The sequence below is a fragment of the Rhizobacter sp. genome (assembly GCF_046595475.1).
In the GTDB taxonomy this organism is placed as follows: domain Bacteria; phylum Pseudomonadota; class Gammaproteobacteria; order Burkholderiales; family Burkholderiaceae_C; genus Rhizobacter.
Genome location: NZ_JBKJOQ010000046.1, coordinates 32,778 through 53,024 on the forward strand (window position 1 = coordinate 32,778; position 20,247 = coordinate 53,024).

Genomic DNA, 20,247 nt, shown 5'->3' on the forward strand with positions numbered 1-20,247 from the left:
AAGAACGCATGAAATGGCTACGTCGCGGCGCGTGGACGCTGCTGTTGTTGGTGTTGGCGGTTGCAGCCGCGCTGTGGATTTACAGCCGGCGCGTGCTGCCGCAAACGCAGGGCGCGGTGCTGCTGCAAGGCCTGCGCGCCGAGATAAGCATCGAGCGCGATGCCAACGGCATCCCCACCATCAAGGCGGCCTCGCGTGAAGACGCGGTGTTTGGCCTCGGTTACGTGCATGCACAAGACCGGCTGTGGCAGTTGGAGACGCACAAGCGCATAGGCGCTGGCCGCTTGGCCGAGGCCTTTGGCGAGTCAGCGGTCGATGCCGACAAGTTCTTGCGAGCCCTGGGCGTGCGGCGCGTCGCCGCCGAGCAGTACGCGCAGGCCAGCGCCGATTCGCGCGCTGTGCTCACGGCGTACGCTGACGGCATCAACGCCTTCGTGGAAAACGAGCTGAGCGCGCGGCCGCCCGAGTTCATGCTGCTCGGCTTGCAGCCTGAGCCCTGGGTGCCCGAAGACAGCATGGCCTGGGCCACGATGATGGCCTGGGACCTGGGCGCCAACTGGTCGGCCGAGCTGCTGCGCATGCGCTTGTCGCTCAAGCTGCCGGTGGAACGCGTCAACGAGTTGCTACCGCCGTACGCGGGCGACAAGCCGCTGCAAACGGCCGACTACGCCGCCTTGTTTCGCAGCCTCAAGCTCGACGGCACGCTGGGCCAGCAGGCGCTCAATGCCGCACCCGAGTCGGGCGTGGAAGGCGTGGGCTCCAACAACTGGGTGGTGCACGGCACGCACACCGAAAGCGGCAAGCCGCTGCTGGCCAATGATCCGCACCTGAAGCTCACGGCGCCGGCGCTTTGGTACTTTGCGCGGCTGGAGGCGCCGGGCTTCAAAGTGGCCGGTGCCACGCTGCCGGGCCTGCCTTTTGTGGTGCTCGGGCAAAACGAGCACGTGGCCTGGGGCTTCACCAACACCGCCCCCGACGTGCAAGACCTCTACATCGAGCGCATCAAGCCCGACGATGCCACGCAGTACCAGACGCCCGAGGGCTGGGCCAAATTCATCACCTACCCCGAGGTGATCAAGGTGCGCGGCAAGCCCGACGTGACGCTCACGGTGCGCAACACCCGCCATGGCCCTGTGATCTCAGACGCTGGTGGTGCGACCGAGGGGCTGACCGGCCCCCCTGCAAAACCCGCCTACGCGCTGGCCTTGCGCTGGACGGCGCTAGACGTCGACTCGGCCACGATGGACGCCGGGCTGGGCTTCAATGCCAGCCGCTCGGTGGCCGATTTCGTCGCTGCCTCGGGCAAGCACCTTGCACCCATGCAAAACATGGTGGTCGCCGACGACCAGGGCCACATCGGCATGGTGGCCGCCGGCCGTGTGCCGGTGCGCAAGCCCGAGAACGACCTCAAGGGCCTGGTGCCCGCACCGGGCTGGGACGCGCGCTACGACTGGGCGGGGGTGCTTGAGCCCACCTGGACGCCGCGCGAGCTCGACCCCGCGCGCGGCTGGATAGCCACCGCCAACCAGCGCATCCACCCCGTCGACTACCCGCACTTCATCACCAGCGAATGGGCGGCGCCTTACCGCCAGCAGCGCATCGAGCAGCTGCTGGCGGCCAAGCCCAAGCACAGCCTGGAGAGCCTGCGCAGCATCCAGTCGGATCAGCTGTCGGCGGGCACCCTGCGGCTGATGCCGTTCTTGCGCAAGGCACAGTCATCGCACGCGCTCGCACAGGCTGCACAGCGAGAGCTGGCGGCGTTTGACGGCGTGATGGCTGCCGACAAGGCCGCGCCGCTGATCGCCTGGGCCTGGGCGCGCCAGCTCACGCAGGCGATCTTTCGCGACGAGGTCGGCGACCCGTTGTACGAAAAGCAGATCGGCAGCCGCAGCTTTCGCGAAGCACTCGAAGCCGTGCTTGAGCGCAACGATGCCTGGTGGTGCGACAACAAGGCCACGCCGGCTGCCGAGACCTGCGCCGAACAAATCAACGCCGCGTTCACGCGCGCTCTCGACGAGCTGCAGGCCATGCAAGGCGCCGATGTGTCGAAGTGGCAGTGGGGCAGGGTGCATCTGGCGCGCTCTGAACACCGGCCGTTCAGCCGAGTCAAGCCGCTCAACAAATGGTTCGAGCTGCGCACGCCGGTGGGTGGTGACACCTATACCGTCAACGTGTCACGGGTGAGCCTGCGCCCCGACGTGACGACGGGCGAGCTGTACCTTGACGAGCACGGCCCGTCGTTTCGTGCGCTCTACGACCTGGGCGACCCGTCGAAATCACGCTTCATGCATTCGAGCGGGCAGTCGGGCATCGTGTTTTCGCCGCTGTACAGCAGCTTTGTCGAGCGCTGGCGCGAGGTGAAAGATGTGCCGGTGTGGGGTGGTGAAACGAAGAGAACCTTGCAGCTGAAGCCTCGCCCTTGATCGATGGTTGCGACCGCCCGCTGCCTACTCGGGCAGCGAGTAGTCGAACTCGTAGAAGTGCTGCCCGTCGACGATGTTGATCTTGAACACACCGGCAATGCCAGTCAGCTCGCCTGTGCCGGAGCCAGGCACCACGGTGATGGACAGCTGCTGAGCCCCGCGGTCCATGACGCCGGAATGTTGGAAGACGAAGCTGCCGTGCCGCCCATGCAGGCTGGCTGTGACGCGCTCGATGGCCACATAGCCGGCTGAGCCCTTCGTTGGGGTGAGGGCGCTCAGCATTTCGCCCTTGCCTGTGCCCGACAGCTCACCTTCGAACGCCTTGTCGAGCGACATGCGGCCCAGGCTCACGCCGTCGCGTGTGTCGGCCTCTGCCAGGGGTTTCATCTGAACTTGGAACGTGCCTTTGGCGGTGAGCGTCATCGCAGGGGTCCTTTCAAACCTGGCCGAACAGCGCCTTGCGCTGTGCGGTGTAGTTCCACCAAGGTGCAGGCGCTGCACCGCCCATGAAATCGGTGGCGGCCATGAAGGTGTCGAGCACGCAGGGGTCGTGCCGCTGGCCGGTGACGGCGCACAGCTTCTGGTAGAGCACGAAGGCGTCTTTGCCGCGCAGCTGGCGCGGGTGGTCTATGCCGATCAGGCGCAGGTCTTCGGCGAGCGAGGGGCCGATGTTGGGCAGTTGCTCCAGCGTCTCGCACTCGGTCGCACTGTGTGCTTTGGGTGATTTGATGGAAGCCACGATGCGCCTCACATCAGCATGTTGTTGCGAATCAAGCCGACCGCCAGGCCTTCTAGCTCGAAGTCGACATCGCCGAAGGGGATGATGATGGGCTTGAAGTCGGGGTTTTCGGGCAGCAGCTCGATGCTGGTGCGGGTGCGCTTGAAGCGCTTGACGGTGACCTCATCACCCAGGCGCGCCACGACGATCTGGCCGTTCTTGGCGTCTTTGGCCTTTTGCACGGCGAGCAGGTCGCCGTCCATGATGCCGGCGTCTCGCATGCTCATGCCCTTGACCTTGAGCAGGTAGTCGGGCCGGCGCGGGAACATGCTGGCTTCCATCAGATACGTCTGGTCGATGTGCTCTTGCGCGAGGATGGGGCTGCCGGCGGCCACGCGGCCCACCAGGGGCAGCGTGAGCTGCGACAGGCTGGGCAAGGGCAGGCTGAACTGCTTGCCACGGCTCTCGTTGAGCGCACGCAATGTGTCAGACTTCAAACGAATGCCACGAGAGGTGCCGCCGATCAGCTCGATGACGCCTTTGCGGGCCAGGGCCTGCAGGTGTTCTTCAGCGGCGTTGGCCGAGCGAAAGCCAAGCTCTGTTGCGATCTCGGCCCGCGTCGGCGGGGCGCCAGTGCGCTCGATGGCGCTTTGCACCAGGTCGAGAATTTGCTGCTGGCGGTCGGTGAGCTTGGGCGCTTCGTACATGGCGGGTCCTTGGTGGAAGCTTGGTGGCGACTGGCTGCAAGCGCAGGGGCTGAGCATTCATCCAGTGGCTGTATTTTCATCCAGCTTTTAGAAAAATGCAAAACATCGCACGAACGATTGTGGTGCTGGGCACCGGCGGCACCATCGCCGGCACCTCGGCGGTGGCGGGTGACGACGTGGGCTACACCGCGGCGCAGATCGGCGTGGCGCAACTCGTGAAGGCTGTGCCGGCCCTGGCCGATGTGCCGCTCGAATCTGAGCAGGTGGCGCAGATTGACAGCAAGGACATGGGCTTCGCCGTGTGGCGCGCGTTGGCCCTGCGCCTGGCGCACCACCTGACGCGCGCTGACGTGGCCGGCATCGTGGTCACGCATGGCACTGACACGCTGGAAGAGACCGCTTATTTTCTGCAGCGCGTGCTGGCGCCTGCCAAGGCAGTGGTGATGACTGCGGCCATGCGGCCCGCCACCTCAGCGCAGGCCGACGGCCCGCAAAACCTGCTCGATGCCGTGCATGTGGCCGGGCATGCTGGCGTGCACGGCGTGCTCGCGGTGTTGAATGGCCAGGTGCACGCGGCCCACGACGTGCGCAAGCTGCACACCTACCGCATGGATGCGTTCAGCTCTGGCGATGCGGGTGTGGTGGGCATGGTCATGCAAGCCCAGGTGCACATTTCGCGCGCGCCACCGCTCGGCATTGCGCTGGGCACAGATGTCTTGCCGGCTGACCTGGCGGCGTGGCCGCGGGTGGAGATCGTGCACAGCCATGTGGGCGCCAACGGCGCCGTCGTGCGTGCGCTGGTCGCTGCAGGTGTGCATGGCTTGGTCGTCGCAGCCACGGGCAACGGCACGGTACACCACGATCTCGAAGCGGCGCTGCTGGAAGCTCAGGCGGGTGGGGTGAGGGTGCTGCGCAGCAGCCGCTGCCTGGGTGGCAGGGTGCTGGCGCGGGCCGACGACGTGCTGCCGTCGGCCGACGATCTCACGCCGGCGAAGGCGCGGATCGAGTTGATGCTGGGGCTGATGTCCCTGCTCAGGTCGGCTTAGACAATCGTCAACGTGACGTCGATGTTGCCGCGGGTGGCGTTCGAATACGGGCACACCTTGTGGGCGGCTGCAACCAGCGCTTCAGCTTGGGCCTTCTCGAAGCCTGGGATGGTGATGGCCATGGCCACCTGAATGCCGAAGCCGCCAGTGATGGGGCCGATGCCCACGTCAGACGTGATCGACACGTCGTCCGGCAGCTTGATCTTCTGGCCACCTGCCACCGCCTTCATCGCGCCGATGAAGCAGGCCGCGTAACCCGCAGCGAACAGCTGCTCGGGATTGGTGCCTGCGCCGCCGGCGCCACCCAGTTCCTTGGGCGTGCTGAGGTCGACCTTGAGTGCGCTGTCGGACGATTCAGCGGTGCCGCTGCGGCCGCCGGTGGCGGTGGCGTGGGCGGTGTAGAGAACTTTGTCGAGTGCCATGGTGAACTCCGTTGTGGTGAAAAAGTGGGTGGGTCAGTGCGCAGCGGGCTGCGCGTTTTCATCAGCGCCCAGCAGCTGCGAGCGCAGCTGCTGAAGGCGTTGTGTCAGGGATGCCAGCTCGGCCACATCGCAGTGGGTGGCTTGGGCCAGCTGCACAGGCACGCGCTTGGCTTTCTGGCGCAGCGCACGGCCTTCTGAGGTAAGGCTCACGATCACGCGGCGCTCGTCGTCGGCGGCGCGCTCACGCTTGAGCAGGCCAGCGCCTTCCATGCGCTTGAGCAGCGGGGTGAGGGTGCCCGAGTCGAGGAACAGGCGCTCGCCCAGCTCACCCACGGCGATGCCATCGCGCTCCCACAGCACCAGCAGCGCCAGGTACTGCGGGTAGGTGATGCCCAGCGGAGCGAGCAGCGGTTTGTAGACCTTGGTCATGGCCAGCGAGGTGGAGTACAGCGCGAAGCAAAGCTGCTGGTCGAGCCGCAGCCAATCGGCCTGGGCTCCGCTTTGGGCATCGACGCGGCGCGGGTTCGTTTCCATGCAGTTAATGTAATGCAGTGTGAGCAATTAAATTGTGCGCAATATAAATACCCTGTTGTGTGAAGGGTCGGGCCGAATGGCGAGGCGGCCTGCGCATTGCTAAGTTCAAGCATCGTTCACACAGAGGCACCCCATGACCACTGTCTACACCGAGGCCGCCATGCAGGCCGCACGCGCCGCCACTGCCGCGATGGCCCACCACCCCGATGCACACGCAAGCGACCCGCAACGCTTGGGCTGGATGACCGGCGCACCGCCCGACAGCGACAAGCGTATCTGCTTCGCCGACAACAGCCGCGCGCGCTTCCCGCAGCTGCGCTGGGCGTTTGCCCACCAGCGCAGCCTGCTGCCCACCCGCCAGGTGTGGCGGGGTGATGGCCCGGTGGCCGCGCTGCCGCGTGCCGAGCGCAGCGACCTCGACGGCATCGTCTCGACGCCCATAGGCGCAACAGCGCCCTTGACGTGGTCGCAGGCGCTGGCCGCCACCTGGACCGACGGCGTCGTGGTGCTGCACCGCGGGCGCATCATTTACGAGCGCTACTTCGGTGCGCTGCGCCACCAGATGCCGCACCTGTCGATGTCGGTCACCAAGTCTTTCGTCGGCACTTTGGCGGCCACCTTGCTCAGCGAAGGCGTGCTCGACGAAGCTCAGAGGGTCGACCACTATGTGCCCGAGCTCGCGGCGAGTGGCTTTGGCGACGCCACCCTGCGCCAGGTGCTCGACATGCGCACTGGCATCGACTACTCCGAGGACTACACCGACCCGAAGGCCGGCGTGGCCATGTACTCACGCGCCGCAGGCCTGGCACCACGTCGCCCCGAAGACGACGGCGCCGCATCGATCACCGACTACCTGCGCTCGGTGGCCAAGCTCGGCGAACACGACCAGGGCTTTGCCTACAAGACGGTCAACACCGACGTGATGGCCTGGGTGATGCACCGTGTGACCGGCCAGTCGTTGGGCGAGCTGCTGCAATCGCGCCTGTGGGCACCGCTGGGCATGGAGTACGACGCCTACTTCAGCGTCGACGCCTGGGGCACCGAGTTTGGCGGCGGTGGGCTCAACGCCTGCCTGCGCGACATGGCCCGCTTCGGCGAAGCCATGCGTTGCGGCGGCGCGTTCAACGGCTGCCAGGTCGTGCCTGAAAGCGTGGTGGCCGACATACGCCGCGGCGGCGAGCGCGACTGCTGCGAGCGCGCCGGCTACCACGTGCTCACTGGCTGGAGCTACCGCAACATGTGGTGGGTGACGCACAACGCGCACGGCGCCTTCAGCGCGCGGGGCATACATGGCCAGGCGATCTACGTCGACCCGGCGGCCGAGATGGTCATCGCCCGCTTCGCCTCGCACCCGGGTGCGGCCAATGTGTTTAATGACCCGGTGTCGCTGCCGGCCTATCACGCGCTGGCGTTGGCCTTGCGCAGCTGACGGCGTTGTCTGTGATCAGTCCACCGTCAGCGTGTCGATTTGCGTGGTCAGCTCCAGCCAACGAGCTTCGGCGATTTCGGTGTCGTCTGCGATCTGCTTCAGGCGCTTGCCTTGCGCCACGCGCTGCGTGGGGCTGACGTCGGACAGCGCAGAGGCGGCTTCGATGTTGCCTTTTTCTTGCGTGAGCGCAGCCAGGCGCTTTTCCAGTGTGGACAGCTCGTTGCGCAGCGGTTTGGCCAGCTCAGCAGACTTTTGGCGCGCCTGGGCTGAGGCCTTGCGGTCTTCATTTTTGGGCGCGGCTGCAGCGGCTTTCTTGGCCTTGACCTTGGCGTTGCCTGCGTCTTTGGCGGCCCGCGCCATTTCACGCGAGGTTTCGAGCAGCCACTTCTGGTAGTCGTCGAGGTCGCCATCAAAGGGCTGTACTGCACCCGCGGTGACGAGCCAGAACTCGTCGCACACCTCGCGCAGCAAGGCCCGGTCGTGGCTCACCAGCATCACCGTGCCCTCGAACTCGTTGAGCGCCATCGAGAGTGCCTCGCGGGTGGTCAAGTCGAGGTGGTTGGTGGGCTCGTCTAGCAGCAGCAGGTTGGGGCGCTGCCATACCAGCATGGCCAGCACCAAGCGCGCCTTCTCGCCGCCGCTGAGCGACCCCACGGCTTGCGAGACCATTTCGCCCACGAAGCGGAAGGAGCCCAAAAAGTCGCGCAACTCTTGCTCGCGCGCTGGCGGGCCCACATCGCGCGCGAGGCGGATCATGTGCATCAGCGGGCCGTCGTCTAGCGAGAGCACGTCTAGCTCTTGCTGAGCAAAGTAGCCGATCGACAGGCCCTTGCCCTCGGTGACTTCGCCCGAGACCAGCGGGATCTCTTTTGCGATGGTCTTCACCAGCGTCGACTTGCCTTGGCCATTGGCGCCCAAGATGCCGATGCGCTGGCCGGCCAGCACCGAGCGGTTGATGTCTTTCACGATGGCCGTGCCGTTGTAGCCGCAGTTCATCATCGAGAAGGCCAGCATCGGGTTGGGCAGGCTTTGCGGCTCGCGAAACTCAAACTGGAAGTCGCTGCTGGTCAGCACCGGGCCCAGCTTTTCCATGCGGGCCAGCGCTTTCACACGGCTTTGCGCCTGCTTGGCCTTGCTGGCCTTGGCCTTGAAGCGGTCAATGAACTTTTGCAGGTGGGCCATGCGTTCTTGCTGCTTGGCGAAGCTGGCCTGGGCTTGCATCATGCGTTCGGCACGCATTTCTTCGAACGCGGTGTAGTTGCCGGTGTAGCGCGTGAGGCGGGTCTCGTCCAGGTGCAGCGTGACCTTGGTGATGGCGTCGAGAAACTCGCGGTCATGGCTGATCACGAGCATGGTGCCTTCGTACTTCTGCAGCCAGGCTTCCAGCCAGACGAGGGCGTCCAGGTCCAAGTGGTTGGTGGGCTCGTCGAGCAGCATCAGGTCGGCGGGGCACATCAGCGCGCGCGCAAGCTGAAGCCGCATGCGCCAGCCGCCCGAGAAGCTGTTGACCGGCTCGTCGAGCTGGTCAACGCGAAAGCCCAGGCCCATCAGCAGGGCTTGCGCCTTGGGGCGGGCTTCAAATCCACCCGCCTCGGCAATCTCTTGGTGCGCCTCTGCCATGGCGTGGCCATCGTCGGCAGCCTCGGCAGCGATCAGCGCTTCATTGGCGGCTTGCAGGCGGGTGTCGCCTTCGAGCACATAGTCGGTGGCAGAGTCGTCGGTTTCGGGCATGGACTGCATCACCTCACCCACCAGCCAGCGCGGGGGGATGGATACATCGCCGGCGTCTGATTGAAGCCGGTGCCGGAGCAGCGAAAACAGCGAAGATTTGCCCGCGCCGTTGCGGCCGATCAGGCCGATCTTCTCGCCGGGTTGCAGGGTGACGCTCGCGTCTTGCAGCACGATCTTGGTGCCCCGGCGCAGGGTGACGTTCTTGATGACAATCATGATGAAATCGAATCTACCTATCTGAGAGAAAAAACATGAAACGCGGCCTGACCACCCAACTCTTGCATGCCGACCGCTTGGGCGGCGTGGAACACGGTGCCACCCACAAGCCGCTGCACCTGTCGGCCGCCTTCGGCTACGACACGGCCACCGAGCTGGTTTCCGTTTTCCAGGGCGAGCGCAGCGGCCATATCTATGCGCGCCAGGGCAACCCGACCAGCCATGCGCTGGAGCACAAGCTGAACCTGATGGAAAACGGCGTGGGCAGCGTCTGCTTCGCAACCGGCATGGGTGCCATCGGCTCCATGCTGTTTGCCTTGCTGAAACAGGGCGACCACATCGTGGCCAGCCAGTTTCTCTTTGGCAACACCGCCAGCCTCTTGCAAACCATTGAAAACCTGGGTTGCACGGTGTCTCTGGTCGACGCCACCGATGTCACGCAAGTGGGCCAGGCAATCACGCCCAAAACCCGTATTGTCTTCGTAGAAACGATTGCCAACCCGCGCACCCAGATTGCCGACCTCCAAGCCATAGGCAAAGTGTGTGCAGAACGCGGCGTTTTGTACGTGGTCGACAACACCATGACCACCCCGCACCTGTTCCAACCGGCGAAGGTGGGTGCCAGCCTGGTGATGAATTCGCTCAGCAAGTCGATCAGCGGCCACGGCAACGTGCTGGGCGGCGCCATCACCGACACCGGGCTGTTCGACTGGACGACCTACCCCAACATTGCCGATTCGTACAAGAAGGGCGCGCCCAAGACCTGGGGCCTGTTGCAAATCCGCAAGAAAGGCCTGCGCGACTTCGGCGCGACCCTGGGTGCCGAGGCGGCGCACCGCATTGCCACCGGGGCCGAGACGCTGGCCTTGCGACTGGACCGTGCCTGCGACAACGCGCTGCGCCTGGCCACCTGGCTGTCGGCACAGCCGGCAGTGCTTGCCGTGCACTACCCGGGGCTTGCCAGCCACGCCCAGCACGAAACGGCCAAGCGCTGGTTTCGGGCCTACGGTGCCTTGATGAGCTTCGAGCTGAACCCAGGGCACGACACCGTGGCGTTTCTCGATGCGCTGGAGATCGTCATCAAGTCCAGCCACCTGGGCGACAACCGCACGCTGGCATTGCCGGTGGCGCAGACCATCTTCTGGGAGATGGGGTTGGAGAAGCGCCGGCGCATGGGCATCTCGGAGTCGCTGGTGCGGCTGTCTGTCGGGATCGAGGACTACGACGATCTACAAGCCGACTTCGAGCAGGCGTTGACAAGGGTGTAGCGCCTCTTTGCGATGCCTGATTTGCGGCGAATCTCAGCCGTTTCATTGGCTCCGGTCGCCCTGAGGTATCGAAAGGTGCGTCGGTGCACTGCGCTGCCCTTCGATACCTCAGGCCGAACGAAAGTGGGCTGAGGCATGTCGCGAATCAGGTTGCGATAAGCACCCGTCGCTGGCTTGCGCGCCTCAGCGAGTCCAACGCACAAGCGAATCTCTTGTGACCAGCAGCACCTGGTCGTCGCCGGCGCTGGTGTCCAGCCACACCACTTCGAGTTTGCGGAAGGCGTGCTCGAAGTGCGCCCGCTCGTTGCCGATTTCCAGCACCAGCACGCCGATGGGGCTCAGGCGCGAAGATGCGTCTTTCAAGATGCGGCGCACCAGGTCCATGCCGTCGTCGCCACCGGCCAGGGCCAACGAGGGCTCGTGCTGGTACTCCTGAGGCAGCTCGGCCATGCTTTGAGCATTGACGTAGGGCGGGTTGCAGACGATCAGGTCGTAAGGGCCCTTCAAATCGGTCAGCAGGTCTGACTTGACGAGCGAGATGCGCTTGGCCAGCTTGTGTTTGTCGACGTTGATGCGCGCCACGGCCAGCGCGTCGTCGGAGATGTCGGCGGCGTCTACCACCACGTCGGGGTAGGCCATGGCGGCGATCACGGCCAGGCTGCCGTTGCCCGTGCACAGGTCGAGTACGCGCTGGGTGGTGTCTGACAGCCAGGTGTCTAGCGTGCCCTCGCCTTCGCCATCGGCCAGCAGCTCGGCAATGAAAGAGCGCGGCACGATGGCGCGCTCGTCCACATAGAAGGGTACGTTCTGCAGCCAGGCTTCCTTCGTGATGTAGGCGGCAGGGCGGCGCGTGGTGATGCGCTCGGCGATCACGGCCTCGATCTTGGCCAACTCATCGGCCATCAGCTCGCGCTGGGCGTGCGGCTCCAGCTCGTCGAGCGGCATGCCCAGCGACCAAAGAATCAGCCAGGCCGCTTCGTCGAAAGCGTTGGTCGTGCCATGCCCAAACGAAACGCCCGCCTGTTTGAGGCGGGCGGCTTGCGCGGTGATGCAGTCAATCAGATTCATGACAACAGACCTTCCAGTGTCTTGCGGTAAATGTTCTTCAGTGGCTCGATGTCGGCTACCAACACGTGTTCGTCGATCTTGTGGATGGTCTCGTTAAGCGGGCCAAACTCGACCACTTGCGCGCAGATTTTCGAAATGAAGCGGCCGTCTGACGTGCCGCCGGTGGTCGATAGCTCGGTGACCACGCCGCATTCGTTGCGGATCGCCGCGCTCAGCGATTCAACCAACGCGCCTTGCGGCGTCAAGAAGGGCTCGCCGCTCAGCGTCCAGGCCAGCTCGTAGTTCAGGCCGTGCTTGTCGAGTACGGCGTGCAGTCGCGCCTTCAGCGTCTCGGGCGTGGCCTCAGTCGAGAAGCGGAAGTTGAAGTCAAGCACCAGCTCGCCAGGGATCACATTGGTGGCGCCCGTGCCGGCGTGGATATTCGACACCTGCCAGCTGGTGGGCGGGAAGTAGGCGTTGCCACGATCCCACTCGACGCGGGCCAGCTCGGCCAGAGCAGGCGCTGCCAGGTGGATGGGGTTGCTGGCCAGCTGCGGGTAGGCGATGTGACCTTGAACACCCTTCACGGTGAGCTTGCCCGAGAGCGAACCGCGTCGACCGTTTTTGATCATGTCGCCCAGCCGGGTGACGCTGGTGGGCTCGCCCACTATGCAGTAGTCAATGTGCTCGCCGCGCTGCGTCAGCACTTCGCAGACCTTCACCGTGCCGTCGACCGATGGGCCTTCTTCGTCGCTTGTGATCAGCAGGGAGATGCCAGCGCAGTGCTCGCCATGTGCGCCGATGAATTCTTCGATGGCCACCACCATGGCCGCGATCGAGGTTTTCATGTCGGCTGCGCCACGGCCATACAGCCGACCGTCTCGGTGCGTGGGCACGAAGGGGTCGCTGTGCCACTGGTTGAGCGGGCCGGTGGGCACCACGTCGGTGTGGCCGGCGAACATCAACAGCTTGCCGCCGGGGCGGCCGCGCCGCACGGCCCACAAGTTGGTGACGCGAAAGTTGTCGGGGCCGAAGCTCAACGTTTCGCATTCGAAGCCCAGCGGCTTCAGGCGCTCGATCAACAGCGTCTGGCAGCCACCATCCTCGGGTGTGGGCGATCGGCGTGCGATCAGCGCCTCGGTGAGCTGCAGGGCGGCCGACATCAGTATCTGGGCATGAAACTGCTTGCGCGGCCGTCGTCGGTGTGCACGTCGAGCTGGATCTCAGTAAAGGTGGGCTGGTCGTCGCTCTCTTCCTTCTTGGGCTGCAGGCGCGACACCGGTTCCATGTCGTTTGCCAGGCGCCACATCAGGTTGGTGGGCGAATCAGCGTAGGCCAGGCCTTCGTCGCGGGTGATCACGCCTTCGCCTATGAGCTTGGCGAGGTCGGCTTCGAAGGTCTGTGAGCCTTCGGCCAGCGACTTTTCCATTGCTTCTTTCACGCCGTTGAAGTCGCCTTGCTCGATCAGCTCGGACACCAGCTTGGTGTTGAGCATCACCTCCACCGCCGGGCGACGCCCGCCAGCCGAAGCGCGCACCAGACGCTGCGACACGATGGCGCGCAGGCCCGAGGACAGGTCGGACAGCAGGGCGGGGCGCGACTCGGGCGCGTAGAACGACAAGATACGGCCCAGCGCGTGGTAGCTGTTGTTGGCGTGCAGGGTCGACACCACCAGGTGGCCTGACAGCGAGTACGAAATCGCCATCGTCATGGTTTCGCGGTCGCGGATTTCGCCGATGTAGATGCAGTCAGGTGCCTGGCGCAGCGCGTTTTTCAGCGCGACCTGCAGCGACTGCGTGTCACGCCCGACCTCGCGCTGGTTGACCATCGAGCGCTTGTTGTGGAACATGAACTCGATCGGGTCTTCGATCGTGAGGATGTGCCCGGCCATCTGCTGGTTGCGCTGCTCGATCATCGACGCGAGCGTGGTGCTCTTGCCGGTGCCGGTGGCGCCCACCAGAAGAATCAGGCCGCGCTTCTCAAGAATCAGTGTGTTGAGGATGGGCGGCAGGTTGAGGGTTCCCAGCAGGGGGATGTCGTGCGGAATGCAGCGAAACACCGCCGCAATCGATCCGCGCTGGCGGAAGGCGCTCAAACGAAAGCTGCCCACGCCTTGAATGCCGATGCCCACGTTGAGCTCGCCGGTGTCTTCCAGGTCTTCGAGCTGGCTGGGCGTGAGCAGCTCGGCCAGCAGCTGGCGCGGTTGCGCTGCGCTCAGCGGCTGGTCGGAGAGCTGAAGAATCTGCCCGTTGATCTTGATCAAGATGGGCGTGGCGGCCGACAGGTAGACGTCAGACGCGCTCTTCTCGGCCATCAGCCGCAGCACGCGCTCCATGTTGCCGCCGCTGCTTGCACTGGTGCTGGTGGCGCCGTTCGTCGTGGTGTTCATGGAAGTCCTTTGGGGCCCGTCGGGTTGGTCAAGGAAAGCGAAGAAGGGAAGCGAAGAATTGAGGGTGGTTCAGCTGCGCAGCAATTCGTTGATGCTGGTCTTGCTGCGGGTCTTGGCGTCTACGCGCTTCACGATCACGGCGCAGTAAAGGCTGTGGCTGCCGTCGGCGCTGGGCATGTTGCCTGCCACCACGACCGAGCCCGACGGTACGCGCCCATAGATCACCTCGCCGGTAGAGCGGTCGTAGATCTTGGTGCTCTGGCCCAGGTAGACGCCCATCGAGATCACCGAGTTTTCTTCGACGATCACGCCTTCGGCGACTTCGGAACGCGCGCCGACGAAGCAGTTGTCTTCGATGATGGTCGGGTTGGCCTGCAGCGGCTCCAGCACGCCGCCGATGCCCACGCCGCCCGAGAGGTGCACGTTCTTGCCGATCTGAGCGCACGAGCCCACGGTCGACCAGGTGTCGACCATGGTGCCTTCGTCGACGTAGGCGCCGATATTCACGTAGCTGGGCATCATCACCACGTTTTTGGCGAGGTAGGCGCCGTGGCGGGCCACGGCGGGCGGCACGATGCGCACGCCGGCCTCACGCACCTGCGCTTCATCGAGCTTAGAAAACTTGGTTTTCACCTTGTCGAAGAAGGCCAGCTCGCCGGCGTGCATCAGCGCGTTGTCGTTCAGGCGGAACGACAGCAGCACGGCCTTCTTCATCCATTGGTTGACTGTCCACTGGCCCACGCCCTGGCGCTCGGCCACGCGGATGCGGCCCTTGTTGAGGTCGTTGAGCACATGCTCGACCGCGTCGCGGATTTCCTTGCCCGCGTTTTGTGCATTCAGGCTCGCACGGTCTTCCCAGGCGCTGTCGATGAGGCTTTGCAGTTGTTGAGTCATGGAGATTTACCGAGGGGTGACGTAAGAGCGAACAAACGAGACGATGCGGTGCGCGGCTTCCAGGCATTCGTCAACTTCGGCCACCAGGGCCAGCCGAATTCGCCCGGCGCCCGGGTTGATGCCGTGTGCCTTGCGTGCCAGCAGGCTGCCCGGCAAGACCGCCACATTGTATTGAGCCAGCAGCTGCTGGGCGAAGGCGATGTCGTCACCGCCGGCGATGTTTGAGGGCACGCCGGCCCAGAGGTAGAAACTCGCATCAGGCAGCTTCACGTCGAGTGCTTGGGCCAGCACCGGGGTGACCTGCGAAAACTTGCGGCGGTACTTGTCACGGTTGACCACCACGTGGGCTTCGTCGTTCCAGGCGGCGATGCTGGCCTGCTGGATGGTTTGGCCCATGGCACTGCCGTGATACGTGCGGTACAGCAAGAACTGCTTGATGATCTGCGCGTCACCCGCCACGAAGCCCGAGCGCATGCCGGGCACGTTGGAGCGCTTTGACAGGCTGGTCAGCGCGATCAGGTTCTTGAAGTCCTTGCGGCCGAGCTGCGTGGCCGCTTCCAGCGAGCCCAGCGGCGCTTCGGCGCGGAAGTAGATCTCGGAATAGCACTCGTCAGAGGCAATCACGAAGCCGAAGCGGTCGCTCAACTCGAACAAATGCTTCCATTCGCTGAGCGGCATCACCGCCCCAGTCGGGTTGCCAGGCGAGCACACATAGACCAGCTGGGTCTTGGCCCAAATGCTCTCGGGCACGCCGGCCCAGTCGGCCGCAAAGTTGCGGGCCGGGTTGCTGTTGACGAAGAAGGTCTCGGCGCCGGCCAGCAGCGCGGCGCCTTCGTAGATTTGATAGAACGGGTTGGGGCAGACGACAGTCGCACCCGGTTTTGTCGGGTCGATCACCGTTTGCGCCAAGGCAAACAGCGCCTCACGCGAGCCGTTGACCGGCAGCACCTGCGTGTTCACGTCTACCGCTACGCCGTAGCGCCGTGTGAGCCAGTCGACGCAGGCCTTGCGCAATGCGGGCTCGCCAGCTGTGGCGGGGTAAGCCGCCAGGCCGCCCAGGCTGCTCTTGATGGCCTCAAGCACCAGCTCGGGCGTAGCGTGCTTGGGCTCGCCGATGCCGAGGCTGATGGCCTTGAGGGCGGGGTTGGGCGTGATGTCTTTGGTGAGGGCTCGCAGCCGCTCGAAGGGGTAGGGGTTGAGCCTGGAAAGCAGCGGATTCATCGTGCGAATTATCGGTGCAGGCCGGTCTGCATCTCGTGCGCTGGCAGGTCGACCACCGGCTGCGGCTTCCAGCCCTTTTGCCGGTGCTCGGCGACCACGTTGGTGTAGATGCCGCCGCGCACGTACCACTTGGCCGTGATGCGCACGAAGCGCGGGTCGGTGGCTTTCACGATGTCGTCGAGGATGGTGTTGGTCACCTTCTCATGAAACGCACCTTCGTTGCGGTAGCTCCAGAAGTACAGCTTCAGGCTCTTCAGCTCGATGCACAGCTGGTTGGCAATCATGTCGATGGTGAAGTGCGCAAAGTCAGGCTGGCCGGTGAGCGGGCAGTTGCAGGTGAACTCGGGCACCTGGAATTGAATGACGTAGTCGCGCTTCGGGCTGGGGTTGGGAAACACGTCGAGCTGTTTGCTCGGAATCGTGGGCGGCTTGGCCGGCTTTTCGCGCTGTGTAGGTGCGGTTTTGGGGGCAGCTTTGGGCGCAGGAACTTTGGCAGACATCTTGGCCATGACGGTCACGTTTTGAGAAGGTTTTGCGGGGAAGGGGAGCAGGGGCGCGATGGTATCATCGCGCCTCGCCAGAAGCTCGCGTCAGCGTGAGATTCCCCAAATAAATCAAGCACTTAGGTGCGTTCGGCCGCGCGCCGGGCAGTGCCACCGGGATCGCTCTCTCCATGCGTTTGAACTCCATCAAGCTTTCGGGCTTCAAGTCGTTTGCCGAGCCCACGAATTTTCAGCTGCCCGGCCAGCTGGTGGGCGTGGTGGGGCCTAACGGTTGCGGCAAATCCAACATCATGGACGCCGTGCGCTGGGTGCTCGGCGAGTCGAAAGCCAGCGAGTTGCGTGGCGAGTCGATGCAAGACGTGATCTTCAGCGGCTCGGGCAACCGCAAGGCGGCGAGCCGCGCCAGCGTGGAGCTGGTGTTCAGCAACGAAGATGCGCGCGCCGGCGGGCAGTGGAACCAGTTCACCGAGATTGCGGTGAAGCGCACCCTCACGCGCGACGGCACCAGCAGCTATTTCATCAACAACCAGGTGGTGCGCCGCCGAGACGTGCAAGACGTGTTCCTCGGCACCGGCCTGGGCCCGCGCGCCTACGCCATCATTGGCCAGGGCACCATCAGCCGCATCATCGAGAGCAAGCCTGAAGAGCTGCGCCTGTTCCTCGAAGAAGCGGCCGGCGTGTCCAAGTACAAAGAGCGCCGCCGCGAGACCGAAAACCGGCTGAAAGACACGCGCGAAAACCTCACCCGCGTAGACGACATCCTTCGCGAGCTCAACAGCAACCTCGACAAGCTGGAAAAGCAGGCCGAGGTGGCCAGCCAGTACCGCGGCCTGCAAGAGTCGGGCACGCTCAAGCTGCACCAGTTGTGGTTCTTGAAGCACCGAGATGCCGCGAGCGAGCAAGAGCGGGTGAAGAGCGAAGTGCTGGCCGCCACCAATTCGTTTGAAGAGCGCATGGCCGAGCTGCGCCACGGCGAAGCCGAGCTGGAAACCATACGCCAGGCGCACTACGCTGCGAGCGACGAGCTGCACGTGTCGCAAGGCGCGCTGGCCGAAGCCGCACTCGAAGTGAGCCGCCTCGAAGAACGCATCCGCTATGTGGTCGAAGGCCGCCAGCGCGTAGAGCAACGCCTGGTCGAGCTCAAGGCGCAGAGCGAGCAATGGCAAGAGCGCCAGACCTCGGCGCAAGACGAGCTGGAGCAGATTGCCGAACAGATCGCCGGTGCCGACGAGCAAAGCGAAGTGCTGGCTGCCCAGGCCGAAGAACAAGCCGGCAACCTGCCCACAGTGGAAGACGCCGTGCGCGCTGCACAAAGCCGCAGCAACGAGCAGCGTACGGTGGTGGGGAGCGTGCAGCAGCAGATCCAGGTGCTGGCAGCGGAGAGCCGCAACATCGAGGACCAGAGCCGCCAGTTCAATGCGCGCCGCGAGCGCCTGGATGGCGAGCGCCGCCAACTTGCCGCGCCCGACATGGACCGCTTGGCCGAGCTGAAGAGCCAATACGCCGTGGCCGATGAAGCGAATGGTGTGGCCGATGCGCGCTTGCACGAGCTGAACGATCAGGTGCCCGCGCTCGACGAAGACCGCCGTGCCAAGCAAGAGCAGGTCAACGCAGAAGGTGGCAAGCAAGCCGACCTGAGCGCACGGCTCGACGCCCTGCGCGCCTTGCAAGAAAAGGTACAGACCGAAGGCAAGCTCAAGCCCTGGCTGGCCAAGCACGGGCTCGAAGGCCTGCAAGGCCTGTGGACCAAGATCCACATCGAGTCGGGCTGGGAAACGGCGCTCGAAGCCGCGCTGCGCGAGCGCATCAATGCGCTCGAAGTGGGGCGCATCGAAACCGTGCGCGCTTTTGCTACCGACGCGCCGCCGGCCAAGCTCGCGTTCTACACGCCGCCGCAGGCGGCAATCGCCAACACACACCAGACGCTTGCGCGCCTGAGCGACCTTCTGCGCCTGGGGAATCATGATCAGGCTGGCCTGAAGGCGTTGCTCAACGATTGGCTGGAAGGCGTGTACACCGCCGCCAACATCGACGACGCCCTGGCCTCACGCAGCAAGCTCACGCACGGCGAGGTGATCATGACCCGCGAAGGCCACGCGGTGAGCCAGTTTGCGGTGGCCTTCTACGCCCCCGACTCCGAGCAGGCCGGCATGCTGGCCCGGGCGCAGGAGATTGAAAACCTGGAGCGCCAGCTGCGCGCGCAGGCACTCATCGCTGAAGAATCGCGCAGTGGTTTGATCCGCGCCGAGGCGGCCTATACCGACGCATCGCAACGCCTCATCACGGCCCGTCGCGAAGCCGGCGAAACGCAGACACGCGCGCACCAGCTGCAAGTCGAGCTGCTGCGCCTGTCGCAACTGGCCGAGCAGACCAGCGCCCGCCGCGGGCAGCTCGACGGCGAGCTGGCCGAAGTCGACGGCCAGCTTGAAGAGCTGAACGAGCGACGCGCCATGGGCGAAGCCAAGTTCGAAGAGCTCGACATGCAACTGGCCACCACGCAAGAGCGCCACGCCGAGCTCGACGAAGCCGTGATCACCGCCGAGCGCAAGCTCTCTGAAGCCCGCGAGCAACTGCGCTCGCTGGAGCGCCAGGCGCAAGAGGCGCAGTTTTCGTCACGCGCGCTGGCGTCACGCCGCGGCGAGTTGCAGCGCAGCATCGAGACCGCGGTGCAGCAAGTGGCCAGCAACGAGCAATCGGCGATTCAATTGCAAGAAGAGTTGGCCCGCCTGACAGACGCCTCAGCTCAAGTGGGCCTGGAAGCCGCGCTGGCGTTGAGGCTAGACCGCGAAGCCGCGCTCGGCGCCAAGCGCAGCGAGTATGACGACCTCACGCTGCGCCTGAAGCGCTCTGATGAGCAGCGCCTGCAACACGAGCAAAGCCTGCAGCCGCTGCGTGACCGCATCACCAAGCTGCAGCTCGAAGAGCAGGCCGCGCAATTGGGCGGGGCGCAGTTCATGGAGCAGCTGACGGCCGCCGAGGTCAACCTTGAAGCGTTGGCGCAAAACGTAGCCGACACAGGCGTGAAGCTCTACGGACTGCAAGGCGAGATCGACCGCATCAACCGCGAGATCAATGCGCTGGGCGCTGTCAACCTGGCCGCGCTTGACGAGCTCACCGCCTCACGCGAGCGCAAGACCTTCCTTGATGCGCAGTACGCTGACCTGAACGAAGCCATCAACACGCTCGAAGGCGCCATCCACAAGATCGACCTGGAGACGCGCGACCTGCTGGCCAACACCTTCAACCAGGTCAATGAGCATTTCGGCCGCATGTTCCCCAGCCTCTTCGGCGGTGGCAACGCCAAGCTGGTGATGACGGGCGACGAGATTCTGGACGCTGGCGTGCAGGTGATGGCGCAGCCGCCCGGCAAGAAAAACAGCACGATTCACCTGCTGTCGGGTGGCGAGAAGGCGCTCACCGCCATCGCGCTGGTGTTTGCCATCTTCCAGCTCAACCCGGCACCCTTTTGCTTGCTGGACGAAGTGGACGCGCCATTGGACGACGCCAACACCGAGCGCTACGCCAAGCTGGTGCGCGAGATGAGCCGTGGCACGCAGTTCCTTTTCATCAGCCACAACAAGATCGCAATGGAAATGGCCGAGCAGTTGATCGGCGTGACCATGCAGGAGCAGGGCGTGTCGCGCATCGTGGCCGTCGACATGGAAGCCGCGGTCAGCCTGGCCGAAGCGGCCTGATCGA

The 20,247-nt window shown here is 64.6% G+C and carries 17 protein-coding genes; 5 read left to right on the forward strand and 12 right to left on the reverse strand.

The features are described from left to right. Positions 1-8: 8 nt before the first annotated feature. Complete coding sequence (locus AC30QB_RS08945; RefSeq protein WP_489545857.1) at positions 9-2,423, forward strand: penicillin acylase family protein; 2,415 nt, start codon at positions 9-11, stop codon at positions 2,421-2,423. 24 nt (positions 2,424-2,447) lie between these two features. Here AC30QB_RS08945 and AC30QB_RS08950 read toward each other — a convergent pair whose 3' ends face one another. Genes AC30QB_RS08950 through lexA form a run of 3 tightly spaced genes read right to left on the reverse strand, consistent with a single transcriptional unit; the run spans position 2,448 to position 3,848 of the window. Beyond that, positions 2,448-2,846 carry a DUF3224 domain-containing protein gene (locus AC30QB_RS08950; RefSeq protein ID WP_489545858.1) on the reverse strand — a complete coding sequence of 133 codons (399 nt, stop codon included), beginning with the start codon at positions 2,844-2,846 and terminating at the stop codon, positions 2,448-2,450. 13 nt (positions 2,847-2,859) lie between these two features. Beyond that, positions 2,860-3,162: a helix-hairpin-helix domain-containing protein gene (locus tag AC30QB_RS08955; protein ID WP_489545859.1), complete on the reverse strand. Its 303-nt coding sequence runs from the start codon at positions 3,160-3,162 to the stop codon at positions 2,860-2,862. Between the two features lie 8 nt (positions 3,163-3,170). Further along, positions 3,171-3,848 (reverse strand): transcriptional repressor LexA, encoded by a 678-nt coding sequence (lexA, locus tag AC30QB_RS08960; RefSeq protein WP_489545860.1) that lies wholly within the window; start codon positions 3,846-3,848, stop codon positions 3,171-3,173. Positions 3,849-3,943: 95 nt separating this feature from the next. Here lexA and AC30QB_RS08965 point away from each other — a divergent pair, with 95 nt between their 5' ends. After that, positions 3,944-4,894 carry an asparaginase gene (locus tag AC30QB_RS08965; protein WP_489545861.1) on the forward strand — a complete coding sequence of 317 codons (951 nt, stop codon included), beginning with the start codon at positions 3,944-3,946 and terminating at the stop codon, positions 4,892-4,894. Here the strand turns inward: AC30QB_RS08965 and AC30QB_RS08970 are convergent. Together AC30QB_RS08970 and AC30QB_RS08975 are read right to left on the reverse strand one after the other, a co-directional pair. After that, entirely contained in the window at positions 4,891-5,316 is a 426-nt protein-coding gene (locus AC30QB_RS08970) for an organic hydroperoxide resistance protein (protein ID WP_489545862.1), read from the reverse strand. The genes AC30QB_RS08965 and AC30QB_RS08970 overlap by 4 nt on opposite strands. A gap of 33 nt (positions 5,317-5,349) precedes the next feature. Continuing rightward, entirely contained in the window at positions 5,350-5,850 is a 501-nt protein-coding gene (locus tag AC30QB_RS08975; protein WP_489545863.1) for a MarR family winged helix-turn-helix transcriptional regulator, read from the reverse strand. 133 nt (positions 5,851-5,983) lie between these two features. Here AC30QB_RS08975 and AC30QB_RS08980 point away from each other — a divergent pair, with 133 nt between their 5' ends. Continuing rightward, positions 5,984-7,279 carry a serine hydrolase domain-containing protein gene (locus AC30QB_RS08980; RefSeq protein WP_489545864.1) on the forward strand — a complete coding sequence of 432 codons (1,296 nt, stop codon included), beginning with the start codon at positions 5,984-5,986 and terminating at the stop codon, positions 7,277-7,279. Between the two features lie 15 nt (positions 7,280-7,294). On the opposite strand, the gene AC30QB_RS08985 is transcribed toward AC30QB_RS08980, so the two are convergent. Next, positions 7,295-9,226: an ABC-F family ATP-binding cassette domain-containing protein gene (locus AC30QB_RS08985; RefSeq protein WP_489545865.1), complete on the reverse strand. Its 1,932-nt coding sequence runs from the start codon at positions 9,224-9,226 to the stop codon at positions 7,295-7,297. A gap of 35 nt (positions 9,227-9,261) precedes the next feature. Between AC30QB_RS08985 and AC30QB_RS08990 the strand changes: the two genes are divergently transcribed. Further along, entirely contained in the window at positions 9,262-10,494 is a 1,233-nt protein-coding gene (locus AC30QB_RS08990; RefSeq protein WP_489545866.1) for a cystathionine gamma-synthase family protein, read from the forward strand. Between the two features lie 183 nt (positions 10,495-10,677). On the opposite strand, the gene prmB is transcribed toward AC30QB_RS08990, so the two are convergent. The 6 genes from prmB to queF all read right to left on the reverse strand — a co-directional run bounded on the left by prmB (position 10,678) and on the right by queF (position 16,545). After that, positions 10,678-11,562 (reverse strand): 50S ribosomal protein L3 N(5)-glutamine methyltransferase, encoded by an 885-nt coding sequence (prmB, locus tag AC30QB_RS08995; protein WP_489545867.1) that lies wholly within the window; start codon positions 11,560-11,562, stop codon positions 10,678-10,680. Further along, on the reverse strand, positions 11,559-12,704 hold the full coding sequence (dapE, locus tag AC30QB_RS09000) for a succinyl-diaminopimelate desuccinylase (RefSeq protein ID WP_489545868.1): 1,146 nt from the start codon (positions 12,702-12,704) through the stop codon (positions 11,559-11,561). Before dapE ends, prmB begins: the two co-directional genes overlap by 4 nt. After that, a complete protein-coding gene (locus AC30QB_RS09005) occupies positions 12,704-13,930 on the reverse strand; it encodes a PilT/PilU family type 4a pilus ATPase (protein ID WP_489545869.1) in 1,227 nt (408 codons plus the stop codon). The genes dapE and AC30QB_RS09005 overlap by 1 nt, the downstream gene beginning before the upstream one ends. 69 nt (positions 13,931-13,999) lie before the next feature. Further along, positions 14,000-14,824: a 2,3,4,5-tetrahydropyridine-2,6-dicarboxylate N-succinyltransferase gene (gene dapD, locus AC30QB_RS09010; protein WP_489545870.1), complete on the reverse strand. Its 825-nt coding sequence runs from the start codon at positions 14,822-14,824 to the stop codon at positions 14,000-14,002. A 6-nt stretch (positions 14,825-14,830) separates the two neighbouring features. Next, the gene (gene dapC / locus AC30QB_RS09015) at positions 14,831-16,045 is read right to left on the reverse strand and encodes a succinyldiaminopimelate transaminase (RefSeq protein WP_489545871.1); all 1,215 of its coding nucleotides are present in this window, start codon (positions 16,043-16,045) and stop codon (positions 14,831-14,833) included. 8 nt (positions 16,046-16,053) lie between these two features. Beyond that, positions 16,054-16,545 (reverse strand): preQ(1) synthase, encoded by a 492-nt coding sequence (gene queF / locus AC30QB_RS09020; RefSeq protein WP_489545921.1) that lies wholly within the window; start codon positions 16,543-16,545, stop codon positions 16,054-16,056. Positions 16,546-16,718: 173 nt separating this feature from the next. On the opposite strand from queF, the gene smc reads away from it, so the two are divergent. Further along, positions 16,719-20,243 carry a chromosome segregation protein SMC gene (gene smc, locus AC30QB_RS09025; protein WP_489545872.1) on the forward strand — a complete coding sequence of 1,175 codons (3,525 nt, stop codon included), beginning with the start codon at positions 16,719-16,721 and terminating at the stop codon, positions 20,241-20,243. The last annotated feature ends 4 nt before the right edge of the window (positions 20,244-20,247 follow it).